This window comes from Brevibacterium sanguinis, assembly GCF_039528855.1.
GTDB lineage: Bacteria > Actinomycetota > Actinomycetes > Actinomycetales > Brevibacteriaceae > Brevibacterium > Brevibacterium sanguinis.
The window spans coordinates 22,791-43,566 of sequence record NZ_BAAAMB010000007.1 but is presented as its reverse complement, the minus strand read 5'-3'; the positions used below and the strand labels follow the sequence as shown (position 1 = coordinate 43,566).

Genomic DNA, 20,776 nt, shown 5'->3' with positions numbered 1-20,776 from the left:
GGCGACCGCACCGGTCGCCCCCTCGTTGTGTCTGTCGCTGCGTCTGCGGCCACCTCGGTGAGGGTGCAGCGCTCAGCCGGCCTGCCGCGCTCAGCCGGTCTGTCGGGCACCGCTCCGGGAGCCTATGCCCGTTGACGACCACCAGCGTCGCAGGAGTGCGCTGAGCTTCTCGTAGCTGCTGTCCTTGATGAAAATCGCGTCGACGGCGATCATCGTCAGCGAGAACCACGGCAGGCCCATGAGGAGGGCGATGCCGAGGTGGAACGAGAGGATGCCGAGGAGCGCGACGACCCTCGTGTAGCGGTTGAAGAGCATGAACGGGAAGGCGCACTGGAAGAGGATCGACCCCCACGAGATGACGACGACGCCGGGCCCCCACGCGGTGACGAGGTCGGAGAGCACCGGCCAGGTGCCGAACTGGAGGGTCTGCAGCGGGTTGTAGACCGCGTAGCCGTGCTGCCACGCCTGGCCGCCGGCCTTGTAGAGTCCCCCGGACATGTAGATCGCGCAGACCTGGAAGGCGAGCACGACGATCGCGAGGTTGTTCGCCATGATGAGGATCCACGGGCCGTCGGCGGCTGCCGGGAGGGTGCCGAAGCGCTTCCGGTGGCGGCGGGAGTCGAGGGACCAGCGTCGCGTCGTGTCGGCGAAGAGGAGCGCGATGAGGAAGATCCGGTAGGCGTTGTCGCCCTGGTCGCCGGCACTGTCGTTGAGCTCGATGAAGCTCACCCAGGCCACGAGGTAGAACGGCAGGATGATGCGGGTGCGCCAGCCGAGGATGATCGTCACGGCGAGCACGGCGAGGCCGATGATCATCGCCGTGAACAGCGGCGGGTTCGTCACCGCCCGGTGGAAGAGGGAGAACAGCCAGATGTTCGGGAAGTCGCTCTGGGGTTCGGCGATCTCGCCGTTCCAGGCCGCCCCGACGCCGAAGGCATAGTTGCGGGCCGCGAAGTTCGTGAGGATGAGCCCGAGCCCCGTCACTCCGATGAGGATGCGGGTGACGGCGAGTCCGTAGGTCGCGTGGTAGCGGCCGGTGAGCATCTCCTCGAGCCAGTTCCATCCGCTGGCGAGCTTCGTCACGATGCGGGCGGCGACAGGGGTGGCCGAGCCGTCAGCGGCGCCATCGGTCGATGAGCGGTCGGCGCCGTCGCTGTGGTGGCTGCTCTCGAGGGTGTCGGTGCTGTCAGAGCCGTTGGTGCGGTCAGCGCCGCCGGAGCCGTCAGTGCCGCCGCTGTGGTCGTCCCGGTCCACAGTCGCTTGCTGTGCACGAGCGTGCGCTGCGCCCCCTGACGTCGCACCCGCAGCCGTCGCGTCATCCGCCGAGACTGCGTCCGACGACGTCGTGGTCCTCTTCCCGGCCGGTGTCTCACTGCTCACTGACGCACCTCACTGTGTCCGAGGCGCAGAAGTAGTCCGCGAAGTCCTCATTCGATTGGTCATCGGCGAAGGTCAGCGCCCGCCAGCCGACGGTGGCGGGCTGGACCGCGGGACGCTCGGCATCCTTGTCGTTGCGCTGCGCGAACGGCACGACGTTCTGCCGGGCCGCGAGGAACTGGACCCGCTGCACATCCTCGCCCCAGACGGCGAGCGCGACCTGCGTCGCGTACGCCGTCGCCGTGTTCTCGTCCGCCAGGTAGTCGTCGACCACGCCGTCGGGGTCGGCGTACTCGTCGAGCTTCGTCGTCAGCCGCTCGACCGAGTCCTCTCCCCGGAAGTAGTCGAGTGCGACGATCGACTTGTGGTCGTCGCTGAGGTCGTCCCACGATCCCTTGAGATCGGAGGCCACACTGATGCCGAGGCCGGCTGAGCGCGGCGGGAAGAGCTTGTACGTCGAGTGGTCGAGTTCGACATCGGTCGCCCGCACCCAGTCCGTCGTCTCCTCTCCGCCGTCCGGGGTGGAGACGACGGCGCGGACGTCGAAGTAGTAGTCGCCGTTGATCGGTTCGGGGGCGAACACGCTCCACGACTGTCCCCACATCGGGATCATGTACTGCGAGAGCAGGTTGCCGGGGATGACCTCCCGCAGCGTCGACGAGGGCGCGATCCAGAGGAACGAGGCGAACAGGTGGAACCCGGTCAGCGCCATGGCGATGACCATGATCGTGCGTTTGACCACGGGATTCGTCTTCGACTTCGCTGTTCGCGGCGAAGCAGTGCTCTTCGTGTCGTCCATCTCAGTTCCGGATTCGTCGTCGGCCACACCGCCGCGGAACCCGCGGCCGCGGGCACCGATCACCTGGCGATTCAGGGTTCGTTCAGACTCTAGGCTAACCGAGTCGCGAGCGCTCCCGTCGACTTTTCGCCATCACACAGTTCCCGCCGGCAACGATCCCTGCCGCCGGCGCCACATGCCCTGCCGCCGGAGTCGTGCGCCCTGCCACCGGACTCACTCCCCCGCCGGCTGTCGCAGCCACTCCTTGACCGCCTCGGTGCTCTGCCCGAGCATCGGGGGCGCGAGATCGTAGCTCGGCGGCGTCTCGGACAGGCGGATCGGGTTGGCCACGGTGGGGATGACGCGGTCACCGGTGCCCGCCTCGGCGATGGGGTCGAGGCCGAGTCGGGCGGCGAGTTCGACGCCCTCGGCGATCGTGTTGATCGGCGCGCTCGGCAGCCCGGCCGCTGAGAGGAGCTCGTACCATTCCTGGTTCGTCTTCCGGGCGAGGGCGGCGACGAGGTAGGGCTCGAGCTCGGCACGGTTCTCGTTGCGGTTCGCGGCCTGGGCGAAACGGTCGTCAGCTGCCCATTCGGGGTGGCCGAGCACCTCGGCGAGCTTGCCGAACTGAGCATCGTTGCCGATGGCGATGATGATCTGGCCGTCAGCGGTGGGCATCGGCTGGTAGGGGTAGAGGCTCGGGTGGGCGTTGCCCATCGCCCGCGGCACGACACCGCCGGCGATGTAGGCCGAGGTCTGGTTCGCCAGGCCCGAGAGCGCCGAGGAGAGCAGGTTCGTCTCGACGAGCTGCCCGATACCGGTCTCCTGGCGGTGGACGAGTGCGGCGAGTATGCCGACGGTCGTGTGGAGGCCGGTGAACACGTCGACGATCGCGACACCGGCTTTGACCGGGCCGGACTCCTCGGTGCCGGTGACGCTCATGAACCCCGACAGTCCCTGGATGAGGAGGTCGTAGCCCGGCTGCGGATTGTCCCGCCCGAAACCGGTCACCGAGGCGTAGACGATGCCCGGGTTCTCCGCCCGCACCGAGTCGTAGTCGAGGCCGTACTTGGCCAGGCCCCCGGCCTTGAAGTTCTCGACGAGGACGTCGGCCCGGCGGGCGAGCTCCTGGGCGAGGGCGCGATCGTCGGGGTCGGTGAAGTCGAGGACGACGGAGTGCTTGTTCCGGTTGGCCGTGAGGAAGTACGTCGCATCGTCCCCGCGCCGAGGCGGTGCCCAGTACCGGGTGTCGTCACCGGTGCGGCCCTCGACCTTGATGACCGTGGCGCCGAGGTCGGCGAGCATCATCGTCGCGTACGGGCCGGCGAGGACCCGGGAGAAGTCCGCGACGAGGATCCCGGCCAGCGGACCGGTCCCCTTCCTGGCGAAGAGCTCGTCGATGTCCTCGGTCTTCACGTGCGACTCCCTTCGGCGCTGCCAGTCGGTCTCCCTTGCCGGACTGATCTCCTCGCCCGACTATACGGGGTCGGCAGGTGCGGAATCCGCAGGTCCTGCCGCGAGCAGGATCGCTAGACTCGGAGTCACACTGCGTCCGCAGTCGCACCACCAGATTTCCGGATGAGAGCACCACAGAAGAGGTAGACGATGACGTACCGCATGCCGGCAGAGACCGCCGCCCACGACCGCATCTGGATGGCGTTCCCGTCCTCGGGCTATGCGCTGGGTGCCTCGGAGGAGGACGCCGAGGCGGCGCGCACGACGTGGGCGGCCGTGGCCAATGCGGCCAGTGAGTTCACCCCGGTCACCGTCGTCGTCTCCCCGGCGCAGGTCGACCACGCCAAGCGCCACCTCGGCGAGGGCATCGAGATCGTCACTGCGGAACTCGACGATGCGTGGATGCGCGACATCGGCCCGACCTTCGTCGTCGACGACGAGGGGAAGCTCGCGGCCGTCGACTGGGTGTTCAACGGCTGGGGCGCGCAGGAGTGGGCGACGTGGGACAACGATGAGCACATCGGGCGCTTCGTCGCCGAGGCCGCGGACGTTCCGGTGATCTCCTCGCAGCTGCGCAACGAAGGCGGCGGCATCCACGTCGATGGCCACGGAACGGTGCTCGCCACCCGCAGCGTGCAGCTCGATCCGGGACGGAATCCGGGGCTCACCGAGGCCGATGTCGAGGCCGAGTTCGCCCGCACGATCGGCGCGAAGAAGGTCATCTGGCTCGATCACGGGCTGCACCGGGACAATCAGACCTTCGGCACGCGCGGGCACGTCGACATCGTGGCGACGATGCCGAGCCCCGGTGTCGTCCTCGTCCACGATCAGCGCAATCCCGAGCATCCGGACCATGAGTTCAGTGAGCAGCTCAAGGAGTTCTTCGCGAACGAGACGACCGCCGACGGTCAGCCGTTCGAGGTCGTGCCGATTCCGGCGCCGGAGATCCTCGAGGACGACGAGGGCTGGGTCGACTACTCCTACGTCAACCATCTCGTGACGAACGGCGGAGTCATCGCGTGCACGTTCGATGACCCGATGGACGCCGAGGCGCAGGCGATCCTCGAGCGGGTGTACCCGGGTCGCACCGTGGTCGGGGTCGATGCCCGCGAGCTCTACGCCCGCGGCGGCGGCATCCACTGCATCACGCAGCAGCAGCCGAGTCTGTGACGGTGTCGCTGCGCTGAGGACACAGTCCGCTGACGCTGGGAGTTTTCCGGCAATGTCGCTTTTCCCCATCGACGCCGTGCGCGGCAGTGCGCGCCTGCCCTGGCGGACGGTGGCGCGATCGACCTCGCAGCGCGAAATTGCCTCACCACTGACCCGGTGTGTCGGTATAGGCTGGTGGCTCAGAACACATTTGCGACGCAGCGAAGGAGAGCACAACCATGAAGAAGCGATTGATTCTCCTGGCCGGACTGGGAATCGGGTACGTCCTCGGATCTCGGACCGGCCGCCAGAGCTACGAGAAGCTCAAGGCGCAGTTGCAGGAGCTGTGGACCGACCCGAAGGTGCAGGAGACGGTCGAGAAGGCCAACCAGTCGATCCGCGAGAAGGCTCCGGCGGTGGCCGATGCCGTCCAGACGGCGACCGACAAGGTCAACGCCGCAGCGCAGGAGCTCGACGGTGACGAGGATGCACACGACGGACCCTCGTCGAGCGGCTCGACAGGGGCGAAGGGTTCGAACGCGGCCGGTTCTGCCTCGGCTGGTTCGTCCGCTGCCGGTGCGGCGTCGAAGCCTGTGACGCCCGGAACCGGCTCGACCAGCGGTTCGAAGCCGACCACCGGAACCGGTTCCACGGCCGGTTCCACGCCCGGCTCGGCGACGTCCGGATCGGCCGCGACGCCGAAACCGGCCGGCAGCTCGGCAGGCGGCGCGACTCCCTCGCCGAAGCCCGGCGCCAAGCCGACTCCGGGAACTACCGCGAGTGCTGGGTCGAGCGCGAAGCCTGCCGGGGGCACGACCCCGACGCCGAAGCGAGTCAACGATGTCATCTCCGACCCCGAGCGCTCGATCGAGGACGAAGGACCTGCCCGCAGCTGACGGAGCTCAGTGCAGGATAGCGGCGGTTGCCTCATCGAGGCAGCCGCCGCTTCGTATTGCCAATGTCTACTGCGGCGAGCTCGTCAGACAGCGCCTACAGCGGCACACTGGCAGCGCCTTGAGCAGCGCACTGCCCGCGACTACAACAGCGAGCTCGTCAAGCGCGCGACGTTCTCGATGTACTTCTTGTGCAGCGGCCGGTTCCGCCACTCCTCGGCGTCGAGCTCGACGGAGTTCGGCGCGTACTCCTCGGCTTCGAGCGCGTACATCCGCGCCGTGAACTCCTTGTCGACGATGAACATCGTCACCTCGAGGTTCATCGCGAACGAGCGTTCGTCCATGTTCGAGGACCCGATGATCGACACATCGTCGTCGATGAGGAGGAACTTCGAGTGGAGGACGGTCGGGGCGTGGTACATGAAGATGCGGACCCCGGCGCGGACGAGCTCGTCGTAGTACGACTGCTGGGCGCGGTGGGTGAGCCAGTGGTCGCTCGTCTCACCGACGTAGAGGCGGACGTCGACGCCTGAGCGCGCCTCCGTCGTCAGCGCGTGGAGCAGCGACTCGTCGGGGACGAAGTACGGGGAGCACACGACGACCGTGCGGTTGGCGTTGTAGATGAGGTGGTTGAACAGTCGCAGGTTGTTCTCGTCCTCGAACCCGGGACCGGACGGGACGACCTGGGCGAGGGCGCCACCGCTGATGGGGGCGTTGAGTTCGAGCTGCGCGGACTCGTCGAAGAGCTCGTCGGTCTCCGAATACCAGTCCGTGGTGAAGACCGCGTCGAGTTCGTCGACGACCGGCCCCTCGCATTCGAGGGAGAGATCCATCCACTGGAAGCCCTTCCGCCGGTTGCGGGCCTTGTTGTACGAGCGGTCGATGATGTTCTGCGAACCGGTGAACGCCCTGACCCCGTCGACGACGAGGATCTTGCGATGATTGCGCAGGTCAGGCCGCTGATACTCGCCTCGCCAGGGGCGGATCGGGAGGGCGCGGCGCCACGGTATCCCCGACGAGTCGAGCCGTTTGACGAGCTCCGAATAGCCCGGATACCCGATCGACCCGAGGTGGTCGATGAGGATCCGCACCCGCACTCCCCGCGCGTGGGCGTTGAAGAGGGAGTCGATGAGCCGTTTCGTCGTCGCGTCGATGGCGACGATGTAGAACTCGAAGTGGACGTAGTCGTGGGCGGCGTCGATGGCGTCGGCCATCGCCTCCATGCACTCGTGGTTGTCCGTGTGCAGGATGAACGCATTGCCGTGGGTCATCGGCAGGGCGCCGAGGTCGAAGTTGAGCTGGGCCGCCGTCGCCAGGGGTTCGGGCAGGTGGCTGTGCTCGCCGACGATCGCCTGTTCGTTCGACTCCTCGCGGATGATGTCGTTGATGACGGTCTGCTTCTTCCGCCGATGCTTGGGCAGCTTCGACGAGCCGAGCAGGAGGAACGCGAGCAGCCCGACATAGGGGATGAGGAAGATCGCGAGCAGCCAGCCGAGCGCCACCGACGGGCGGCGGTTGTGCGGGATCCACCCGAGCGCGATGATCCGGATGAGGAGGTCGACGGCGAAGAGGAGGAAGATCAGCCAGTTCGGCCAGGCGCTGTCGACGGTGAAGAGAGGGTAGACCTCCACGTCGATCACCTCCTCCGCCTGGCACTCCGGCCGCCGGGGCGGCTCTGACTTCCTCATCGTATCGCGCAAGGTCACCCTGCCGATCCGCGGTGCGAACGCGCGATAATGTGATGACCAGCCCCGACCGAAGGTGTCCACTGCTATGACCGTCGATCCCACCGCCGTCCCCATCCGTCCAGCCGTGAGCGTGATCATGGTCAGGGACGGCGAGTCCGGACTCGAGGTCTTCGTCCAGCACCGGGTCTCGACGATGGATTTCGCCGCCGGTGTCGTCGTCTTCCCCGGCGGCCGTGTCGATCCCGTCGATGTCGCCGGCGCCGAGGCGGTCATCGTCTCCGACCCCGAGCTCCACCGGGCGGCGTGGCAGGATTCCACGATCGACGATTGGCGGGTCCTCATCGCGACCGCGGTCCGTGAGGTCGCCGAGGAGACGGGTGCCGTCATCGACCCGAATGCGCTCACACCGTGGGCGAACTGGGTGACCCCGCTCGGACAGCCGAAGCGCTTCGACACGTACTTCTACGTCATGGCCGCCGATGATGCGCTGGCCCCGCAGCATGTCACGACCGAGGCGCACACGAGCGAGTGGCTGTCGGTCGCGGCGCTCCTCGCCGCTGAGTCGGCCGGCGAGCTCAAGCTCATGCGTCCCACGTTCGTCCTGCTCAGCGAGCTGGCGACCTTCGCCTCCGCCGCAGCGGTCACGGCAGGGCCCCGCGCCATCGACGTCGTGCGCCCGGACGAGGCACGCTGAGCCAGGCTTCGATTCAGCGGCGGGAGGCCCGCATGCTGGTGAGGCGCTCTTCGACGACCCTGCGCTGTTCGTCCGAGCCGAGGAGTTCGGAGAGCGCCTGCTGTTCGGCGGCGAGTCCCTCGGCGAAGGGGACAGAGTAGGAGAGGTCGACGAGGCGCTTCGACCACACGAGCGCCTGACGGGACTTCGCGGCGATGTCGGCGGCCAGCTCGAGGGCTCTGGCGATCGGGTCCTCGGCGAGCTCCTCGACGAGTCCGATCCGCTGCGCCTCGACGCCGCCGATCGCCTCACCGGTGACGATGAGCTTCTTCGCCATGCCGGGGCCGACGAGACGGGGCAGCAGCTGGGTGCCGCACATGTCGGGGATGATCCCCCATTTGATCTCCATGAGCGAGAACTGGGAGTCGGGGCTCGCGACTCGGATGTCGGCGCCGAGGGCGATCTGCATGCCCCCGCCGAGGGCGGGCCCGGTGACCGCGGCGATGACGGGCACCTCGACGAGGGACCACACGTGCACGGCCTTCTGAGCGAGTGCTCGGGCTGAACCGAGGAGGTCACCGTCGGCGCCGATGCCACTGGGTCCCTCCTCGGCGATCCGGGCCATCTCTGCGAGGTCGAGACCTGCGCTGAAGGCGCGCCCGCGGCCGGAGAGGACGATCGCGCGCACCTCGGGGAGCGTGCTGAGGTGGAGACCGACCTCGACGAGCTCCTCGAAGACGTCCCTGGTCAGGGAGTTGAGTTTGTCGGCGCGGTCGATCTCGACGTGGGCGACGCCGTCGGCGATGGAATGGACGATCTGGGGCATCGAGGATCCTTTCACTGGCGTTGTCTGAACCCTACAAGGGTGAGCACGATCACGGCGACCAGGGAGGTCAGACACATGCCGACGACGCCCGGCCAGGCGAAGTCGGTGAAGAGCACGGCGGAGAGCCAGGCCCCGAGGCTCGTGCCGAGGTAGTAGACGGTGAGGTAGATGGCGGAGGACCGCGTGGTGTCGACGCCGGGTCGGGCGGTGCTCGCGGCGGCCGAGGCGCCGGTGTGGCCGAGGAAGAAGCCGCCGGTGAGCAGCGACATGCCGATGACGATGAGCGGGAGGGAGTCGACGAGGGTGAGGCAGGCGCCGATGATCGCGGTGGCCATGCCGATGAGCGTGAGGCGACGGCGGGTGAAGGCCACGGCGAGGCGACCGTAGTACGTCGTCACGACGGTGCCGACGAGGTAGATGAGGAAGAAGAGGGCGACGGTGCCCTCGCTGAGGTTCCACGGGTCCTGTTGGAGTCGGGAGCCGAGCATTGTGAAGGAGCCACCGAAGACGATCATGCAGAGGAACCCGGTGAGGTAGATTCCCCACAGTCCGCTCGGGGTTCGTCGAGGCGATCGGGTCGTGTCGCGCGGAGTCGTATCGGACTCGGGTCGGACCATGTCGCCGCGGAGGAGCCAGACGACGATGAGTCCGATGGCGAGCGCGACCGCTGCGGTGAAGGCGAGGCCGCCGTGCCAGCCGAGGACTTCGGCGGCGAGTCCGGTGAGCAGCCGGGAGCACAGGCCGCCGATCGTGTTCCCGGCGATGTAGACGCCGATCGCGCCGGGCAGAGCCGAGGGCGGAAGCCGCAGTGACAGGTAGGCCATCGCGGTGGCCGGCACCGAGGCGATCGCCACGCCTTGGAGGAAGCGGACGGTGATGAGCAGTTCGGGGTTGGGGGTGAACGGCAGGATGAGGGCGAGGACTGCGGCGAGGATGACGCCGCCGACGATCTGCCGGGCGTGGCCGATGCGGGAGGCGAGCAGTGAGAACGGGATGAGGAAGCAGGCCATGGCGACGTTCGTCGCCGAGACCGTGAGGCTCGCGGTGGGGGTGTCGATCGAGTACGCCTCGCGGATGGCGGGGATGAGGCCCTGGGTCTCGTAGAGGACGAGGAAGACCGAGATGCCGGCAAGGAACACTGCAACGATGGTGCGCCGGTTGCTCGTCGCGTTCGGCTCACCGGTGCTCATGGTCCTCACGGTATGCCTGCAGGACGGGATCGCTCAAACCGTTCCGCAGAGCGAACCCGTGACCGCTCAGCCGTCGAAGAGCGTGTCGATGATCCCCTGGGCGACGAACTTCGCATGGAGGATGGGGCGTCGCTCCGGGTCGATCGAGGCGGGTGGCACCCACGCCGGCTGCCCGCTGGTGAGCATCACTGCGTGCCAATCGGATCTGTCGATGAGATGGTGGTGTGCTCCGCAGGCCAGTGTGAGGTTGTTGATGTCGGTGATGCCGTTGTCGATCCACGGCACGATGTGGTGGACTTCGCACCACCCCGGCGGTGCATCGCAGCCCGGGAAAGTGCATCCCATATCCCTCGCCGTGATGATCGCCGTCTGCTTCTCGTCGGCGAAGCGCTTCTCGGTGGCGACCTGCACCGTCTTGGCCGAGTCGCTCATGAGGTGGAAGAACACTCTGCCGTTGAGTCCGGAGGAGGTGAGTTCGGACATCGGCACCGGATTCTCGGTGCCGGTCTTGCCCTGGCCAGTTCTCGAGGCGAGATCCTCGGCCTTCGCCGTGACGACGAGCGAGTACCTCGCGCCCGAATTCGGGCGATTCATCTCGATCTTGCCGATCAGGGAGGCGAATCGTTCGTAGATCCACCGGCGGGCCGAGGGCTGAGCGTCGATCGTGCTCACCGTCGTGCCGTCGCTGCGCACTCCATAGGCGCTGCCGTCCGCACCGCCGTGACCTGCCATCGCAGCCGTTCCTCCCGAGGCATCGGCACTGGTGCCCGTGCCCGGAAGTCGCTGGCCGGTGCCGTCCTGAGCGAACAGCGGCGCATCGTGCCGGTCGCCGGAGAGCACCGCATCGAGCACGTCGAAGGCGCTGGGTGACTCCTCGCCGGCCGCCTCGGTGCCGGGGAACCCGCTGCTGCCGAGGCCGCCATCTCGGCTGGCATCGCGATCACTGGTGGGGTCGTCATTCCTGCCGGCGTCGCCATTCCTGCCGGCGTCGCCCTGACCGCTCGCTGCATCCGCGCCGCCCTGCTCGCCGGTTGTCCGGCATGACTCGATTCTCGAGGTCAGCAGGCCGTTGAGCAGGCCGCCGGTGATCGGGTCGAGCCGACCCGACAGCTCCCAGTCACCGTTGCGGCGAGCGCGCAGATGAACCGAGTAGTCCGACCGGTCGCGTCCCTCGGACGGCTCCTTGCCGTCGGGGTCGATGATGTCGAGCATGCGCTGGAAGATCTCGCGCAGGTCGGAGACGCGGACGTTGGGCGCTTCCTTGACCAGTCGCTCCTCGGTCTCGGCCCGCAGTTCGGCGCTCACCCAGGCAGGCAGTCGTTTCATGCATTCGGCGATGACCGCCGCCTGGTTCGCCGACAGGACTCCCTCGTGGAGGCCGTCTGCGGCCTTGGGGGCCAGCGGCGGCATCGGCTGACCGGAGAGGTCGACGCGTCCGCCGAGGTTGTTCGCCGCCTCGGTGCGCCGATAGGCCTCCTGGTCCGACAGTCCCAAACGATCCTTGACGAGTGCCTTCGTCGTCTTCGCGCCGAAGTCCGTGGGCACTCCGACTCGCTGGAAGATGGCGAGGGTGACGGCGTTGAGTGAGGCGTTGACGCGGTTGATCGCTTCGAGCGCATCGGCGAGGATCACCGCGTCGTCGGGGCCCACCGGCCGTTCGAAGGTGCGGACTTCGCTTTCGAGCCGGGTCAGGTTCGTGATGCTGTCGAGGACTTCGGGCGCGAACTCGGACAGACGGGACCAGGCCGCATCGGTGAGCAGCGGATGCCGGCTCAGCTTCCTCGTGTCCGGCATAGAGCGCGTCGAGTCAGACGTGGCGTTCCCCGTGTCGAGCGTGGCATTCTGCGAGGCGGAGATGACGTTCCCCGTGTCAGCCATGTCGGCGACCGCCGCAGCCGGGTCGTCGTCATCGATGGGTCCCGGGCCGATTACGTCTTCGTCGACCGACAGCGCCGAGACGTCGGCCGCGAGCGCTGCGCTGCGGCGATGCCCATAGTCATCGGGATCGTTGGCACCGGGAGAGTCATCGGGCTCCTCAGCGCCGGGGGCTTCCCCGGCCGGAGTCGCATCACTTTGAGCCTCGCCGATCTGAGCCTCGTCGATGTGAGCGTCAACGACGGGAACCTCGCCGACCGGATTCCCATCGAACGGAGCCCCCTCGACCGGAGTCTCCTGGATCGAAGCCTCAGCGATCGACGTCTCAGGCGACGCTGGACCCTCAGCTTCCGGTACGGCCGGGATCTCCTCGAAGAGTTCGGCGTGGATGCTGCCGCTGAGGTCGAGTCCGGCATCCCTGAGCTGGTCGAACAGCGATTCCGGAGCTCCGGTCGGTCGACTCGAGCCGCCTGCGGATGACCCCGGTCCAGATGAACCCGGCCCAGAAGAACTCGGCCCAGATGAACCCGGTCGCTTCGACGCGGATCCCCGCTTCCCCGCAGGCGACGTACGGGCACGGTCGCCGTTCCCGTGGTTCTGCCTGTCCGGGGTGAGTGTCATGACTCCTGATCCGTTCGCCAACGCTCATCGTTGTTGGTCTGATTCTACTCCGCGAGTGTGACATGCACAACAGTCTGTTCCCAATTTATTCGATCTTTTTTTCACAATGAATTCATTCACTCAGTGATTTCCGCCTGCCGACAGAAGTCGCTGGTCACGGACGTACGCGGTCGGGAATTCATCGAACTCGCAACGACTTCACCCGACATCACCGCCCCACGCCGACCGCACCCTCGGTTCGCCGCGCCGACCGCGCCCACCGTCCCGGTCCGCCGCACCCACCGCCGCGTCCGCCCCTGGGCCACCGCACTCACCCTCGGTTCGCTGCGCCGACCGCCCCGCCCCTGAGCTCCGAGCAGTTCCGTCCCGGCCTCGCCCATCTCCAGACTCCGCATCCATCCTCGACTCCCCTCCACCCACGACTCCCCGCCACCCCAGACGCCAACTCCCGACTCGCGCTCCCTCCCGACCCCAACACCGACCCCGCACCACCACCTCCGAACACCCACCGCGCAGGCCGAGACCACCCACCGCGCACACCGAGACCACCCAGGGTTCACGAAAACTCAGGTGGCCCTTTCCTGAAATCTCCGTTCCGGCGGTCTAGGCTCGGCTTGAGGCACATCTGTGCACGTCGTCCGCGCTGGCCTGCGCGGCTCGCCGCCCGCACAGAGCCGTCAGATCCGCACAGACCCATCAGTTCCCACAGAGCCGATAGTTCCGCACAGAGCCGTCAGTTCCCACAGCACCGTCAGTCCGTGCAGTGACCACCGTCGCGCACCGCCGCCTCGGTGCCTGCGCTGACGCGCAACCCAAGGAGGCGCAATGAAAGGTCAGCTCCCCATCGTTCGCTTGGTCACCGGTGAGACCACGGGACAGCGCATCGCACGGATCGCCGCAGCCGCCTCGGCGGTCGGGCTCGGAGCACTCGCCGCCTGGGACGTCACGCAGAAGAAGCACTCGATCCTCCGCAACTACCCGATCGCGGGACATGCGCGCTTCCTCCTCGAGTCGATCCGACCGGAGATCCAGCAGTACTTCATCGAACGGAACTGGGACGGCCGACCCTTCAGCCGCGACGCCCGCACGACGATCTACGAACGGTCGAAGGGCATCCTCTCCGAGCACGCCTTCGGCACCGAGCACGACGTCGACCGCACCGGCTACGAAGCGCTCATGCACTCGACGACCCCGCTGCCCAACTCCCCCACCCCGCCGCGGATCCGGGTGGGCGGCAACGACTGCACCCAGCCCTACGACATCTCCCTGCTCAACGTCTCCGCGATGAGCTTCGGCTCGCTCAGCGACAACGCGGTGCGCGCGCTCAACAAGGGCGCGGCGATGGGCGGCTTCGCCCAGGACACCGGCGAGGGCTCGATCTCCCCGTACCACCAGGAGTTCGGCGGCGACCTCATCTGGGAGCTCGGCACCGGATACTTCGGCGCCCGCACCCCCGACGGCGACTTCGACCCCGACAAGTTCGCCGCGAAGGCCCAGGACCCGCAGGTCAAGATGACCTCGCTCAAGCTCTCGCAGGGAGCCAAGCCCGGCCTCGGCGGCGTCCTCCCCGGCAAGAAGGTCACCGAGGAGATCGCGCAGATCCGCGACGTGCCCGTCGGTCAGACGTGCATCAGCCCGCCGAACCACCGCGTCTTCTCCACCCCGATCGAGCTGCTCCAGTTCATCGCGAAGATGCGCGAGCTCTCCGGCGGCAAACCGGCCGGCTTCAAGCTCTGCGTCGGCTCCCGCACCGAGTTCCTCGCGATCTGCAAGGCGATGCTCGAGACCGGGATCACCCCCGACTTCATCATCGTCGACGGCTCCGAGGGCGGCACGGGTGCCGCGCCCCTGGAGTTCGAGGACCACGTCGGCCTCCCCCTCACCCAGGGCCTGATGATCGTCCACAACGCGCTCGTCGGCGCGGGGCTGCGCGACCAGATCAGGATCGGCGCTTCGGGCAAGGTCGCGAGCGGCTCCGACATCGTAAAGCGCCTCATCCAGGGCGCCGACTTCACGAACTCGGCCCGCGCCATGATGATGGCCGTCGGCTGCATCCAGGCCCAGGTCTGCCACACCGGCAAGTGCCCCGTCGGCGTCGCCACGCAGGATCCCCGCCGCGCTCGCGCGATCTACGTCCCCGACAAGGCCGAACGCGTGCGCAACTACCACGACGGCACCGTCGCCGAGGCGGTCCGCCTCATGGCCTCGATGGGCGCGGCCCATCCCAGCGAACTCGAACCGACGATGCTCCGCCGCAACCTCTCCCCGTCCGAATCCTGGTCCTACGCCCGCCTCTACGACTGGCTCGAACCCGGCGAACTCCTCAACGGCGCCCCCGAGGACTGGGCCGCCGACTGGGCCACCGCCCGCGCGGACACCTTCCACATCGCCCGCGGCCAGAGCCGCTGACCAGGCAGGACACGCTCATGAGCCGCATCGTCCTCCTCCACTCCGCGTTCGGGCTCACCCCCGGCATCGGCCGCATCGCCGATGAGTTCCGCAGCCGGGGTCACGAGGTCCACACCCCCGACTACTACGCGGGGCAGACCTTCACCAGCGCCGAGGCGGGGGTGGCCCATTCCCGGGATGTCGGCTTCCGCACGCTGGTCGACCGCGTCGCCGAGCTGAGCAGCGAGCTGACCGGGCCGCTCGTGTTCGCCGGGCTCTCGCTCGGAGCGAGCGTCGCCCAGCAGATGGGCAAGAACGACTCCCGCGCCCGCGCGGCCCTTCTCTTCCACGGCGGTGGCTTCCCCTCCCGCACCCGCTGGCAGCCGCAGGTGCCCGTGCAGATCCACTTCGCCGTCGACGACGAATGGCGCACGCCGGGTCTGGCGGAGACCCTCTTGGAATCCGCCGCCGCTGCCGGGGCACCGGCCGAGTCCTTCCTCTACCCGGGCAGCTCGCACCTCTTCAGCGACCCCGAATCGCCGGACTTCGAGTCCGAGAGCGCCGCCCTGCTCCTCGCTCGCGCCGACCGCTTCCTCGCGGAGTTCGCGGACTGAATCGGCAGCCCCTCGGCGCCCCCTCACCGGGCCCCTCACCGGGCCACTCGCCGAGCCGCTCACCGAGCATTTCAGCCGTCGCCCGCGACGCCCCGCACACCGCGGCAGAGCCCTTTCGCGGCGGTTTCCGATACAGGCAAGCTCACCTGACAAGCCCGCCTCATTGATGACGTCATTGAAAAATCTTCTAAAAGTGGGGTTACATTCGTCACGCAATGTTCTACTCTGGAATGAAAATTCCATACCGGTGAGCGACCTTCGGAATCCGTGGTGCACGGTCACCTCCGCGCCCTCGATTCCCCGGCTCAGGCTGCGATGCCCCGTCCGTCCGCCTCCTCCTGCGAGGCTCCGACGGCGGAGCTCCCTCATCGCCAGCACTCCGATGCGCACCGGCTGGCAGCGACCACCCCACGCTGCAAGCACCGCGCACCAGGCGAACTTCGCCGCTCCCCTCCTGCGCCCACCTCTGCGAACGGATCCCCATGACCAGCACCCGCCCCGATCCGACGGCTCCCACCACGAGCCGTCGGCGGACGCAGCCCGACTCCCCTCCTGCGTCCACCCCTCGACGTACCCGGACGGCACCCCAGGACCCCGGCGCTCCCCGTGTCTCCTCGACACAGCGCCGACATCCCTCGTGCCGGTGGTCGCGATGAACGACAGTGGGACGGGTGACATCCCCATCATCGGCACCCCGGCCTCCGGGATCCCCGTCACCCCGCCCGGCCCCGACGGACCGGCCCCCTACCGGGCGAGCGACAGCGGCTCTGGCAGCCTCGGCGGATCCGGAAACGGGCACACGACCACCGGCGGTGGGGGCGAACGGTCCTACGCGATCCCGACCGGGTTCCCGAGCGTCCCCTTCGGCCAGCGCCGCCACCCGGGACGACGCCGGTGAGGTGAACCGTCGCCCGCACGAGGCAGCCGCCCGCTCAGCTCGCGGCCTCCCGAGGCGCCGGTCTGCCCGTCACAGCCGGTCCGCGCCCCTGCTCAGCCGCAGCCGCAGCGGGTCGATGCGGCTGAGGCGGTCGACGGCGGCCTCCCCCAGCTCGGCGGCGACGAGCTCGCTCACCGTCTCGACGAGCGCGAGCATCGGGGCGAGGGTGTCCGCCGGCCCTGCCGCCCGGACCTCGGCGGTGAGCACCCGATCAGCCAGCGACGCCGCCGGGGAGAGCCACAGGTCGGTGAAGACGACGACGGTGAGGCCGAGTTCCTTCCCGATCCGCACCACCTCGGTGATCGCCGGATCGTAGCGCCGGACATCGAGGACGACGAGGATGTCGCCGCGTTTGAGGTCGAGGAGATCAGCGGCCGCGAGCAGCGGATTCGCGTGCACCCGGACGACCCCCGAGCGCACCGAGCCGAGCTGCGCGTGGAAGATGTCGGCGATGTGGGCCGTGTACGTCGCGCCGACGAGGGCGACGCTGCGCTTGGGTTGGGCGAGGAGTTCGACGGTGCGCTCGAGCTCGTCGCCGATGACCGAGTCGAAGGTCTCATCGATGCCCGCGTGGAACGCGGTCCGCGCCGCATCGAACTCCGCCCCCTCACCGGGGGCGAGCGCCTGCGAGAGATTCGACTCCTCGCGCTCGCGCATCTCCGCCTTGAGGGCGTCCTGGAACTCCCGGTAGCCGCTGAAGCCGAGCGTGCGCGCGAACCGCACGACCGAGGGTCCGCTGACACCGGCGGCGTGCGCGAGGTCGGCGATCGGCTCGAGCCCGGCGAACGGGTAGGCGGCCAGGACGGCGCGTGCGATCTTCTTCTCCGCCGGAGTGAGCCGGGACATCACCGCACGCAGGCTGATGGCCAGGCTCGGCCCGTCGTCCGTCATCGGTCCCTCTCCTTTGGAAATCGCCCTCGACTCCACCGCCCAGGCAGCACGATTCCCGCAGGTCACCGCCTCAACTATCGCTCCAGCATAGCGAGGCCGAACTGGAAATGGGGTGTCAGCTCATGACATACCCGTTGTCGACGATGAGGTTCTGTCCGGTCACCGCGCGGGAGTCCGGGGAGGCGAAGAAGACCACCGCCGAGGCGAACTCCTCCGGAGTCGTCACGTGCCCGAGCGCACTCGCCTCGGCGATCCGGTCGAAGACCTCCTCCGCCGTCGCCGCCGAGGCGTCCGTGGTCCGCAGGAGACCGCCGGAGACCATGTTGACCCGCACCCCGAGCGGCCCGAGGTCCCGCGCGAACGTCCGGGTCAGCGCCAGCAGCGCCGCCTTCGCCGCGGTGTAGTCGTGATACGGCACCACCGGGTTCTGGACGAGGTTCGAGCCGACGTTGATCACCCGCCCCGAGCCGATCTCCCGGAACCCGCTCATCGCCGCCTGGACCGTGTTCATCGCCGAGCCGACGGTGCCGCGGAACTGGTCGGAGAGGTCCGCGAAGTCGATCTCGTCCGCCGGCTGTCGCCCCTCGACGTCGAACGTGTAGTCCATGAGCGCACTGTTGACGACGGTGGACACGGGCATCCCGAACTCGGCGTGGGCGGCGTCGAACATCGCATCGACGGCCCGGTCGTCGGTGACGTCGGCCTCGAGCGCCGCCGCACGTCCGCCGCGAGCGCGGATCGCCTCGGCGAGCTCCTCCGCGGCATCCGCGGAATAGCGGTAGTTGACGACGACCGCGGAGCCGACGTGGGCGAACGCCTTCGCGATCGCCGCCCCCAGGCCGCGGCCGGCCCCGGTGACGAGGACGAGCTGCTGGTCGAGCGGCATCGCCGCGGTCGAGAAGGCCTGGGCGTTGCTCATCGGGATTCTCCTTCGAAGGCCGGCGCGAGTGCTCTGCGGCCAGCTTACCCATGACAGGTGCAGTCGGGGCGGTTGCACGGCAGAGTCACAGGAACGCCGGATCTCAGGATCACCGAGTCGCAGGACCGCGCGCGGGAAGCCAATAGAATAGGACAAGACCACTGTTGTCCAATCCACCGTCAGCCCTGCAAGGAGGAGCCTATGGCCGAGATCGGCGCCAACCTCTCGATCGGAGTCCTCGCGGCCATCGTCGTGATCCTCATCTACGTGCTCGCCGCGAAGGTCGGCAAGTGGTACCCGGCCCCCGAGTACCGCGGCCCCGGCGCAGCGCAGCCCGGGCAGCCGGGTTACGGACAGCAGGGTCAGCCAGGCTATGACCAGCAGGGACATGCGCAGCAGGGCTACGGGCAGCCGGGTCAGCCGCCGACGCAGCAGCGTCGTCGGGACATGCGCGCCTACAGCGCCGACGAGGCCGAGACCCGGGTGATGTCGACGACCGAGGACGATGAGAAGGCGACGACCGCCGAGCTCACGCAGAACATCGCCCACTCCGGTCAGATGATCGCGCAGAACCGGCGGGCGGCGACGGCCGGCAACGGTGACACGCTCGCGGTCTTCACGTACATCCTCGGCGCGGGTCTGCTCGCGGCCATCGCGTTCGTCTTCTTCAACAACCTCCTCCTGCCCGCCACGGTCGGCGCGCTCGTCGGTGCGATCATCTGCGTGGCGCTGGCCTCGACGTACACGATGAGGAACCTCGACTTCTGGCCGGACAACTCGACGATCACGATCATCAACCTCGGCGTCGCCCTGGCCGCCGCGCTCGTCATGTACATCGGGGCCAGCCGCACCGAACGCGACCGGATGACCCTCAACTCGATCATGGACTCCCTCGATCCGCTGCCGTTGGGCGAGGGGTTCTCCGGCTTCATCACCGCGATCGGCGACCGCGTCGTCACGTTCTTCGAAACGTACGGCTTCCTCGGCTTCGTCTTCCTCCTCTTCATGGCCATCGGCGCGATCATCGTCTTCACGCTCGCCGCGAAGTCCCTCATCGACGTCATGGACTGGCGGATCTTCGCCCAGTTCGGCCACAACGTCACCGATCGGCCGATGGCGTACTCGCGCGCCGAGCGCTTCCAGTCCTCGAAGGTCTCGCACACCGTGACCTCGATCGTGCTCGCCGGCATCGCGGTCCTCGCCGCGACCGGCCTGCTCTACGACGGGTTCACGTGGTTCACGCGCTGAGCCGCCCGCGGGCGCGGCAGCCCGGGTGCCCAGGCGCAGCAGCCCGGCACAGACCCCGGCAGCAGCCCCGGCACCTGGGCCGGAACCGCGCCGCGACGGCACTGAGCACAGTCTCAGACACCGCGCGCTAGGATAGTCCCCGAACTTCCTCCGCCCACCCTGCCCGCCAGGACGGTGGGCGCAGACGTCGACGAACGACCCGAAAAGGGATGAGAACCTCAATTGGCGAACGGCAACGCAACTTTCCGTCACTCGAATGTGGCTCTTCTCGGTCTGGCCGAGATCATCGCCCCCAACGTAGTGACCTCCCACGAATTCGACGAGCGCCTCGCCGATACCCTGACCACCCTCGGACTCCCGACCGGACTCCTCCAGCGCGTGGCAGGCGTTGACGCCCGCCGCAACTGGGATCAGCCGGCCGAGTTCGTCGCCGGTGCCGTGGCCGCCGGCAAGAAGGCCCTCGCCGAGGCGGGCGTCGAACCGGGTGCCATCGGGCTGATGGTCAACACCTCCGTCACCCGCGAGCACCTCGAGCCCTCGGTGGCCGTCGGCGTCCACGCCGGCATCGGCCTCGGGCCGCAGGCGATGAACTTCGACATCGCCAACGCGTGCCTCGGCTTCGTCAACGGCATGACCCTGGCCGCGAACATGATCGACGCCGGGCAGATCGACTACGCCCTCGTCGTCGCCGGGGAGGACGCCTCGCGCGTCCAGGAGGCGACCCTGCGTCGGCTCACCCGCGACGGCATCACCCGCGAGGAGTACCTCAACGAGTTCGCCTCGCTCACGCTCGGCTCCGGGGCGGCCGCCGCCGTCATCGGCCCCGCGGATCGGCATCCGGAGGGCCACCGCATCCTCGGCGGGATCACCCGAGCGGCCACCCAGCACCATGAGCTCTGCGTGGGCGACCACAACGGGATGTTCACCGACACGAAGGGACTGCTCGCCGGCGGCATGGAGCTCGTCGTCGCCGCGTGGGAGGAAGCCCACGACGACGGCTGGGACTGGCGGAACATGGACCGCTACGTCATGCACCAGGTCTCCGACGTCCACACGAACTCGATCACGCGCGCCGCGGGCCTCGACCCCGAGCGGATCCCCGTGACGTACCCCGAGCTCGGCAACGTCGGGCCGGCCTCGCTGCCGATCACGCTCAGCCGCGAGGTCGAATCCCTGGAGAAGGGCGACCGCATCCTCTGCATGGGCGTTGGCTCCGGGCTCAACACCGCAATGACCGAGATCGAGTGGTAGGAC

18 protein-coding genes are annotated in these 20,776 nt (G+C 68.3%); 9 read left to right on the top strand and 9 right to left on the bottom strand.

Annotation, left to right across the window (positions count from 1 at the left end; all coding sequences use genetic code 11):
* Positions 1 to 90: 90 nt before the first annotated feature.
* From ABD154_RS08450 to ABD154_RS08440, 3 genes are all read right to left on the bottom strand, one after another.
* On the bottom strand, positions 91 to 1,254 hold the full coding sequence (locus ABD154_RS08450) for an HTTM domain-containing protein (protein ID WP_344251059.1): 1,164 nt from the start codon (positions 1,252 to 1,254) through the stop codon (positions 91 to 93).
* Positions 1,255 to 1,369: 115 nt separating this feature from the next.
* Entirely contained in the window at positions 1,370 to 2,176 is an 807-nt protein-coding gene (locus ABD154_RS08445; protein ID WP_344251058.1) for a DUF5819 family protein, read from the bottom strand.
* A 213-nt stretch (positions 2,177 to 2,389) separates the two neighbouring features.
* Positions 2,390 to 3,571: a CaiB/BaiF CoA transferase family protein gene (locus ABD154_RS08440; RefSeq protein WP_344251057.1), complete on the bottom strand. Its 1,182-nt coding sequence runs from the start codon at positions 3,569 to 3,571 to the stop codon at positions 2,390 to 2,392.
* 189 nt (positions 3,572 to 3,760) lie between these two features.
* Here ABD154_RS08440 and ABD154_RS08435 point away from each other — a divergent pair, with 189 nt between their 5' ends.
* Together ABD154_RS08435 and ABD154_RS08430 are read left to right on the top strand one after the other, a co-directional pair.
* Entirely contained in the window at positions 3,761 to 4,780 is a 1,020-nt protein-coding gene (locus ABD154_RS08435) for an agmatine deiminase family protein (RefSeq protein ID WP_198499876.1), read from the top strand.
* Between the two features lie 218 nt (positions 4,781 to 4,998).
* Positions 4,999 to 5,655: a hypothetical protein gene (locus ABD154_RS08430; protein WP_198499877.1), complete on the top strand. Its 657-nt coding sequence runs from the start codon at positions 4,999 to 5,001 to the stop codon at positions 5,653 to 5,655.
* 140 nt (positions 5,656 to 5,795) lie between these two features.
* On the opposite strand, the gene cls is transcribed toward ABD154_RS08430, so the two are convergent.
* Positions 5,796 to 7,283 carry a cardiolipin synthase gene (gene cls, locus ABD154_RS08425; RefSeq protein ID WP_232623746.1) on the bottom strand — a complete coding sequence of 496 codons (1,488 nt, stop codon included), beginning with the start codon at positions 7,281 to 7,283 and terminating at the stop codon, positions 5,796 to 5,798.
* Positions 7,284 to 7,425: 142 nt separating this feature from the next.
* On the opposite strand from cls, the gene ABD154_RS08420 reads away from it, so the two are divergent.
* Positions 7,426 to 8,034 carry an NUDIX hydrolase gene (locus ABD154_RS08420; RefSeq protein ID WP_198499879.1) on the top strand — a complete coding sequence of 203 codons (609 nt, stop codon included), beginning with the start codon at positions 7,426 to 7,428 and terminating at the stop codon, positions 8,032 to 8,034.
* A gap of 13 nt (positions 8,035 to 8,047) precedes the next feature.
* Here ABD154_RS08420 and ABD154_RS08415 read toward each other — a convergent pair whose 3' ends face one another.
* The 3 genes from ABD154_RS08415 to ABD154_RS08405 form a co-directional block, all read right to left on the bottom strand.
* Positions 8,048 to 8,839 (bottom strand): enoyl-CoA hydratase-related protein, encoded by a 792-nt coding sequence (locus tag ABD154_RS08415; protein WP_198499880.1) that lies wholly within the window; start codon positions 8,837 to 8,839, stop codon positions 8,048 to 8,050.
* 11 nt (positions 8,840 to 8,850) lie between these two features.
* Positions 8,851 to 10,029 (bottom strand): MFS transporter, encoded by a 1,179-nt coding sequence (locus ABD154_RS08410; protein WP_198499881.1) that lies wholly within the window; start codon positions 10,027 to 10,029, stop codon positions 8,851 to 8,853.
* Between the two features lie 66 nt (positions 10,030 to 10,095).
* Positions 10,096 to 11,907: an HNH endonuclease signature motif containing protein gene (locus ABD154_RS08405; protein WP_232623747.1), complete on the bottom strand. Its 1,812-nt coding sequence runs from the start codon at positions 11,905 to 11,907 to the stop codon at positions 10,096 to 10,098.
* A 108-nt stretch (positions 11,908 to 12,015) separates the two neighbouring features.
* Here ABD154_RS08405 and ABD154_RS08400 point away from each other — a divergent pair, with 108 nt between their 5' ends.
* From ABD154_RS08400 to ABD154_RS08385, 4 genes are all read left to right on the top strand, one after another.
* The gene (locus ABD154_RS08400) at positions 12,016 to 12,384 is read left to right on the top strand and encodes a hypothetical protein (protein ID WP_198499882.1); all 369 of its coding nucleotides are present in this window, start codon (positions 12,016 to 12,018) and stop codon (positions 12,382 to 12,384) included.
* Between the two features lie 966 nt (positions 12,385 to 13,350).
* Complete coding sequence (locus ABD154_RS08395) at positions 13,351 to 14,934, top strand: FMN-binding glutamate synthase family protein (RefSeq protein ID WP_211978656.1); 1,584 nt, start codon at positions 13,351 to 13,353, stop codon at positions 14,932 to 14,934.
* A gap of 17 nt (positions 14,935 to 14,951) precedes the next feature.
* The gene (locus ABD154_RS08390; protein WP_211978655.1) at positions 14,952 to 15,527 is read left to right on the top strand and encodes a dienelactone hydrolase family protein; all 576 of its coding nucleotides are present in this window, start codon (positions 14,952 to 14,954) and stop codon (positions 15,525 to 15,527) included.
* Between the two features lie 652 nt (positions 15,528 to 16,179).
* Complete coding sequence (locus ABD154_RS08385; protein WP_211978654.1) at positions 16,180 to 16,425, top strand: hypothetical protein; 246 nt, start codon at positions 16,180 to 16,182, stop codon at positions 16,423 to 16,425.
* A gap of 69 nt (positions 16,426 to 16,494) precedes the next feature.
* Here the strand turns inward: ABD154_RS08385 and ABD154_RS08380 are convergent, their stop codons facing one another.
* Together ABD154_RS08380 and ABD154_RS08375 are read right to left on the bottom strand one after the other, a co-directional pair.
* Positions 16,495 to 17,355 carry a MurR/RpiR family transcriptional regulator gene (locus ABD154_RS08380; protein WP_211978653.1) on the bottom strand — a complete coding sequence of 287 codons (861 nt, stop codon included), beginning with the start codon at positions 17,353 to 17,355 and terminating at the stop codon, positions 16,495 to 16,497.
* A gap of 115 nt (positions 17,356 to 17,470) precedes the next feature.
* Positions 17,471 to 18,274: a 3-oxoacyl-ACP reductase gene (locus ABD154_RS08375; RefSeq protein WP_211978652.1), complete on the bottom strand. Its 804-nt coding sequence runs from the start codon at positions 18,272 to 18,274 to the stop codon at positions 17,471 to 17,473.
* 201 nt (positions 18,275 to 18,475) lie between these two features.
* Here ABD154_RS08375 and ABD154_RS08370 point away from each other — a divergent pair, with 201 nt between their 5' ends.
* Together ABD154_RS08370 and ABD154_RS08365 are read left to right on the top strand one after the other, a co-directional pair.
* Entirely contained in the window at positions 18,476 to 19,522 is a 1,047-nt protein-coding gene (locus ABD154_RS08370; protein ID WP_344251056.1) for a hypothetical protein, read from the top strand.
* A gap of 222 nt (positions 19,523 to 19,744) precedes the next feature.
* Positions 19,745 to 20,773, top strand: coding sequence for a 3-oxoacyl-ACP synthase III (locus tag ABD154_RS08365; protein ID WP_344251055.1), 1,029 nt, complete (start codon positions 19,745 to 19,747; stop codon positions 20,771 to 20,773).
* Positions 20,774 to 20,776 lie beyond the last annotated feature (3 nt).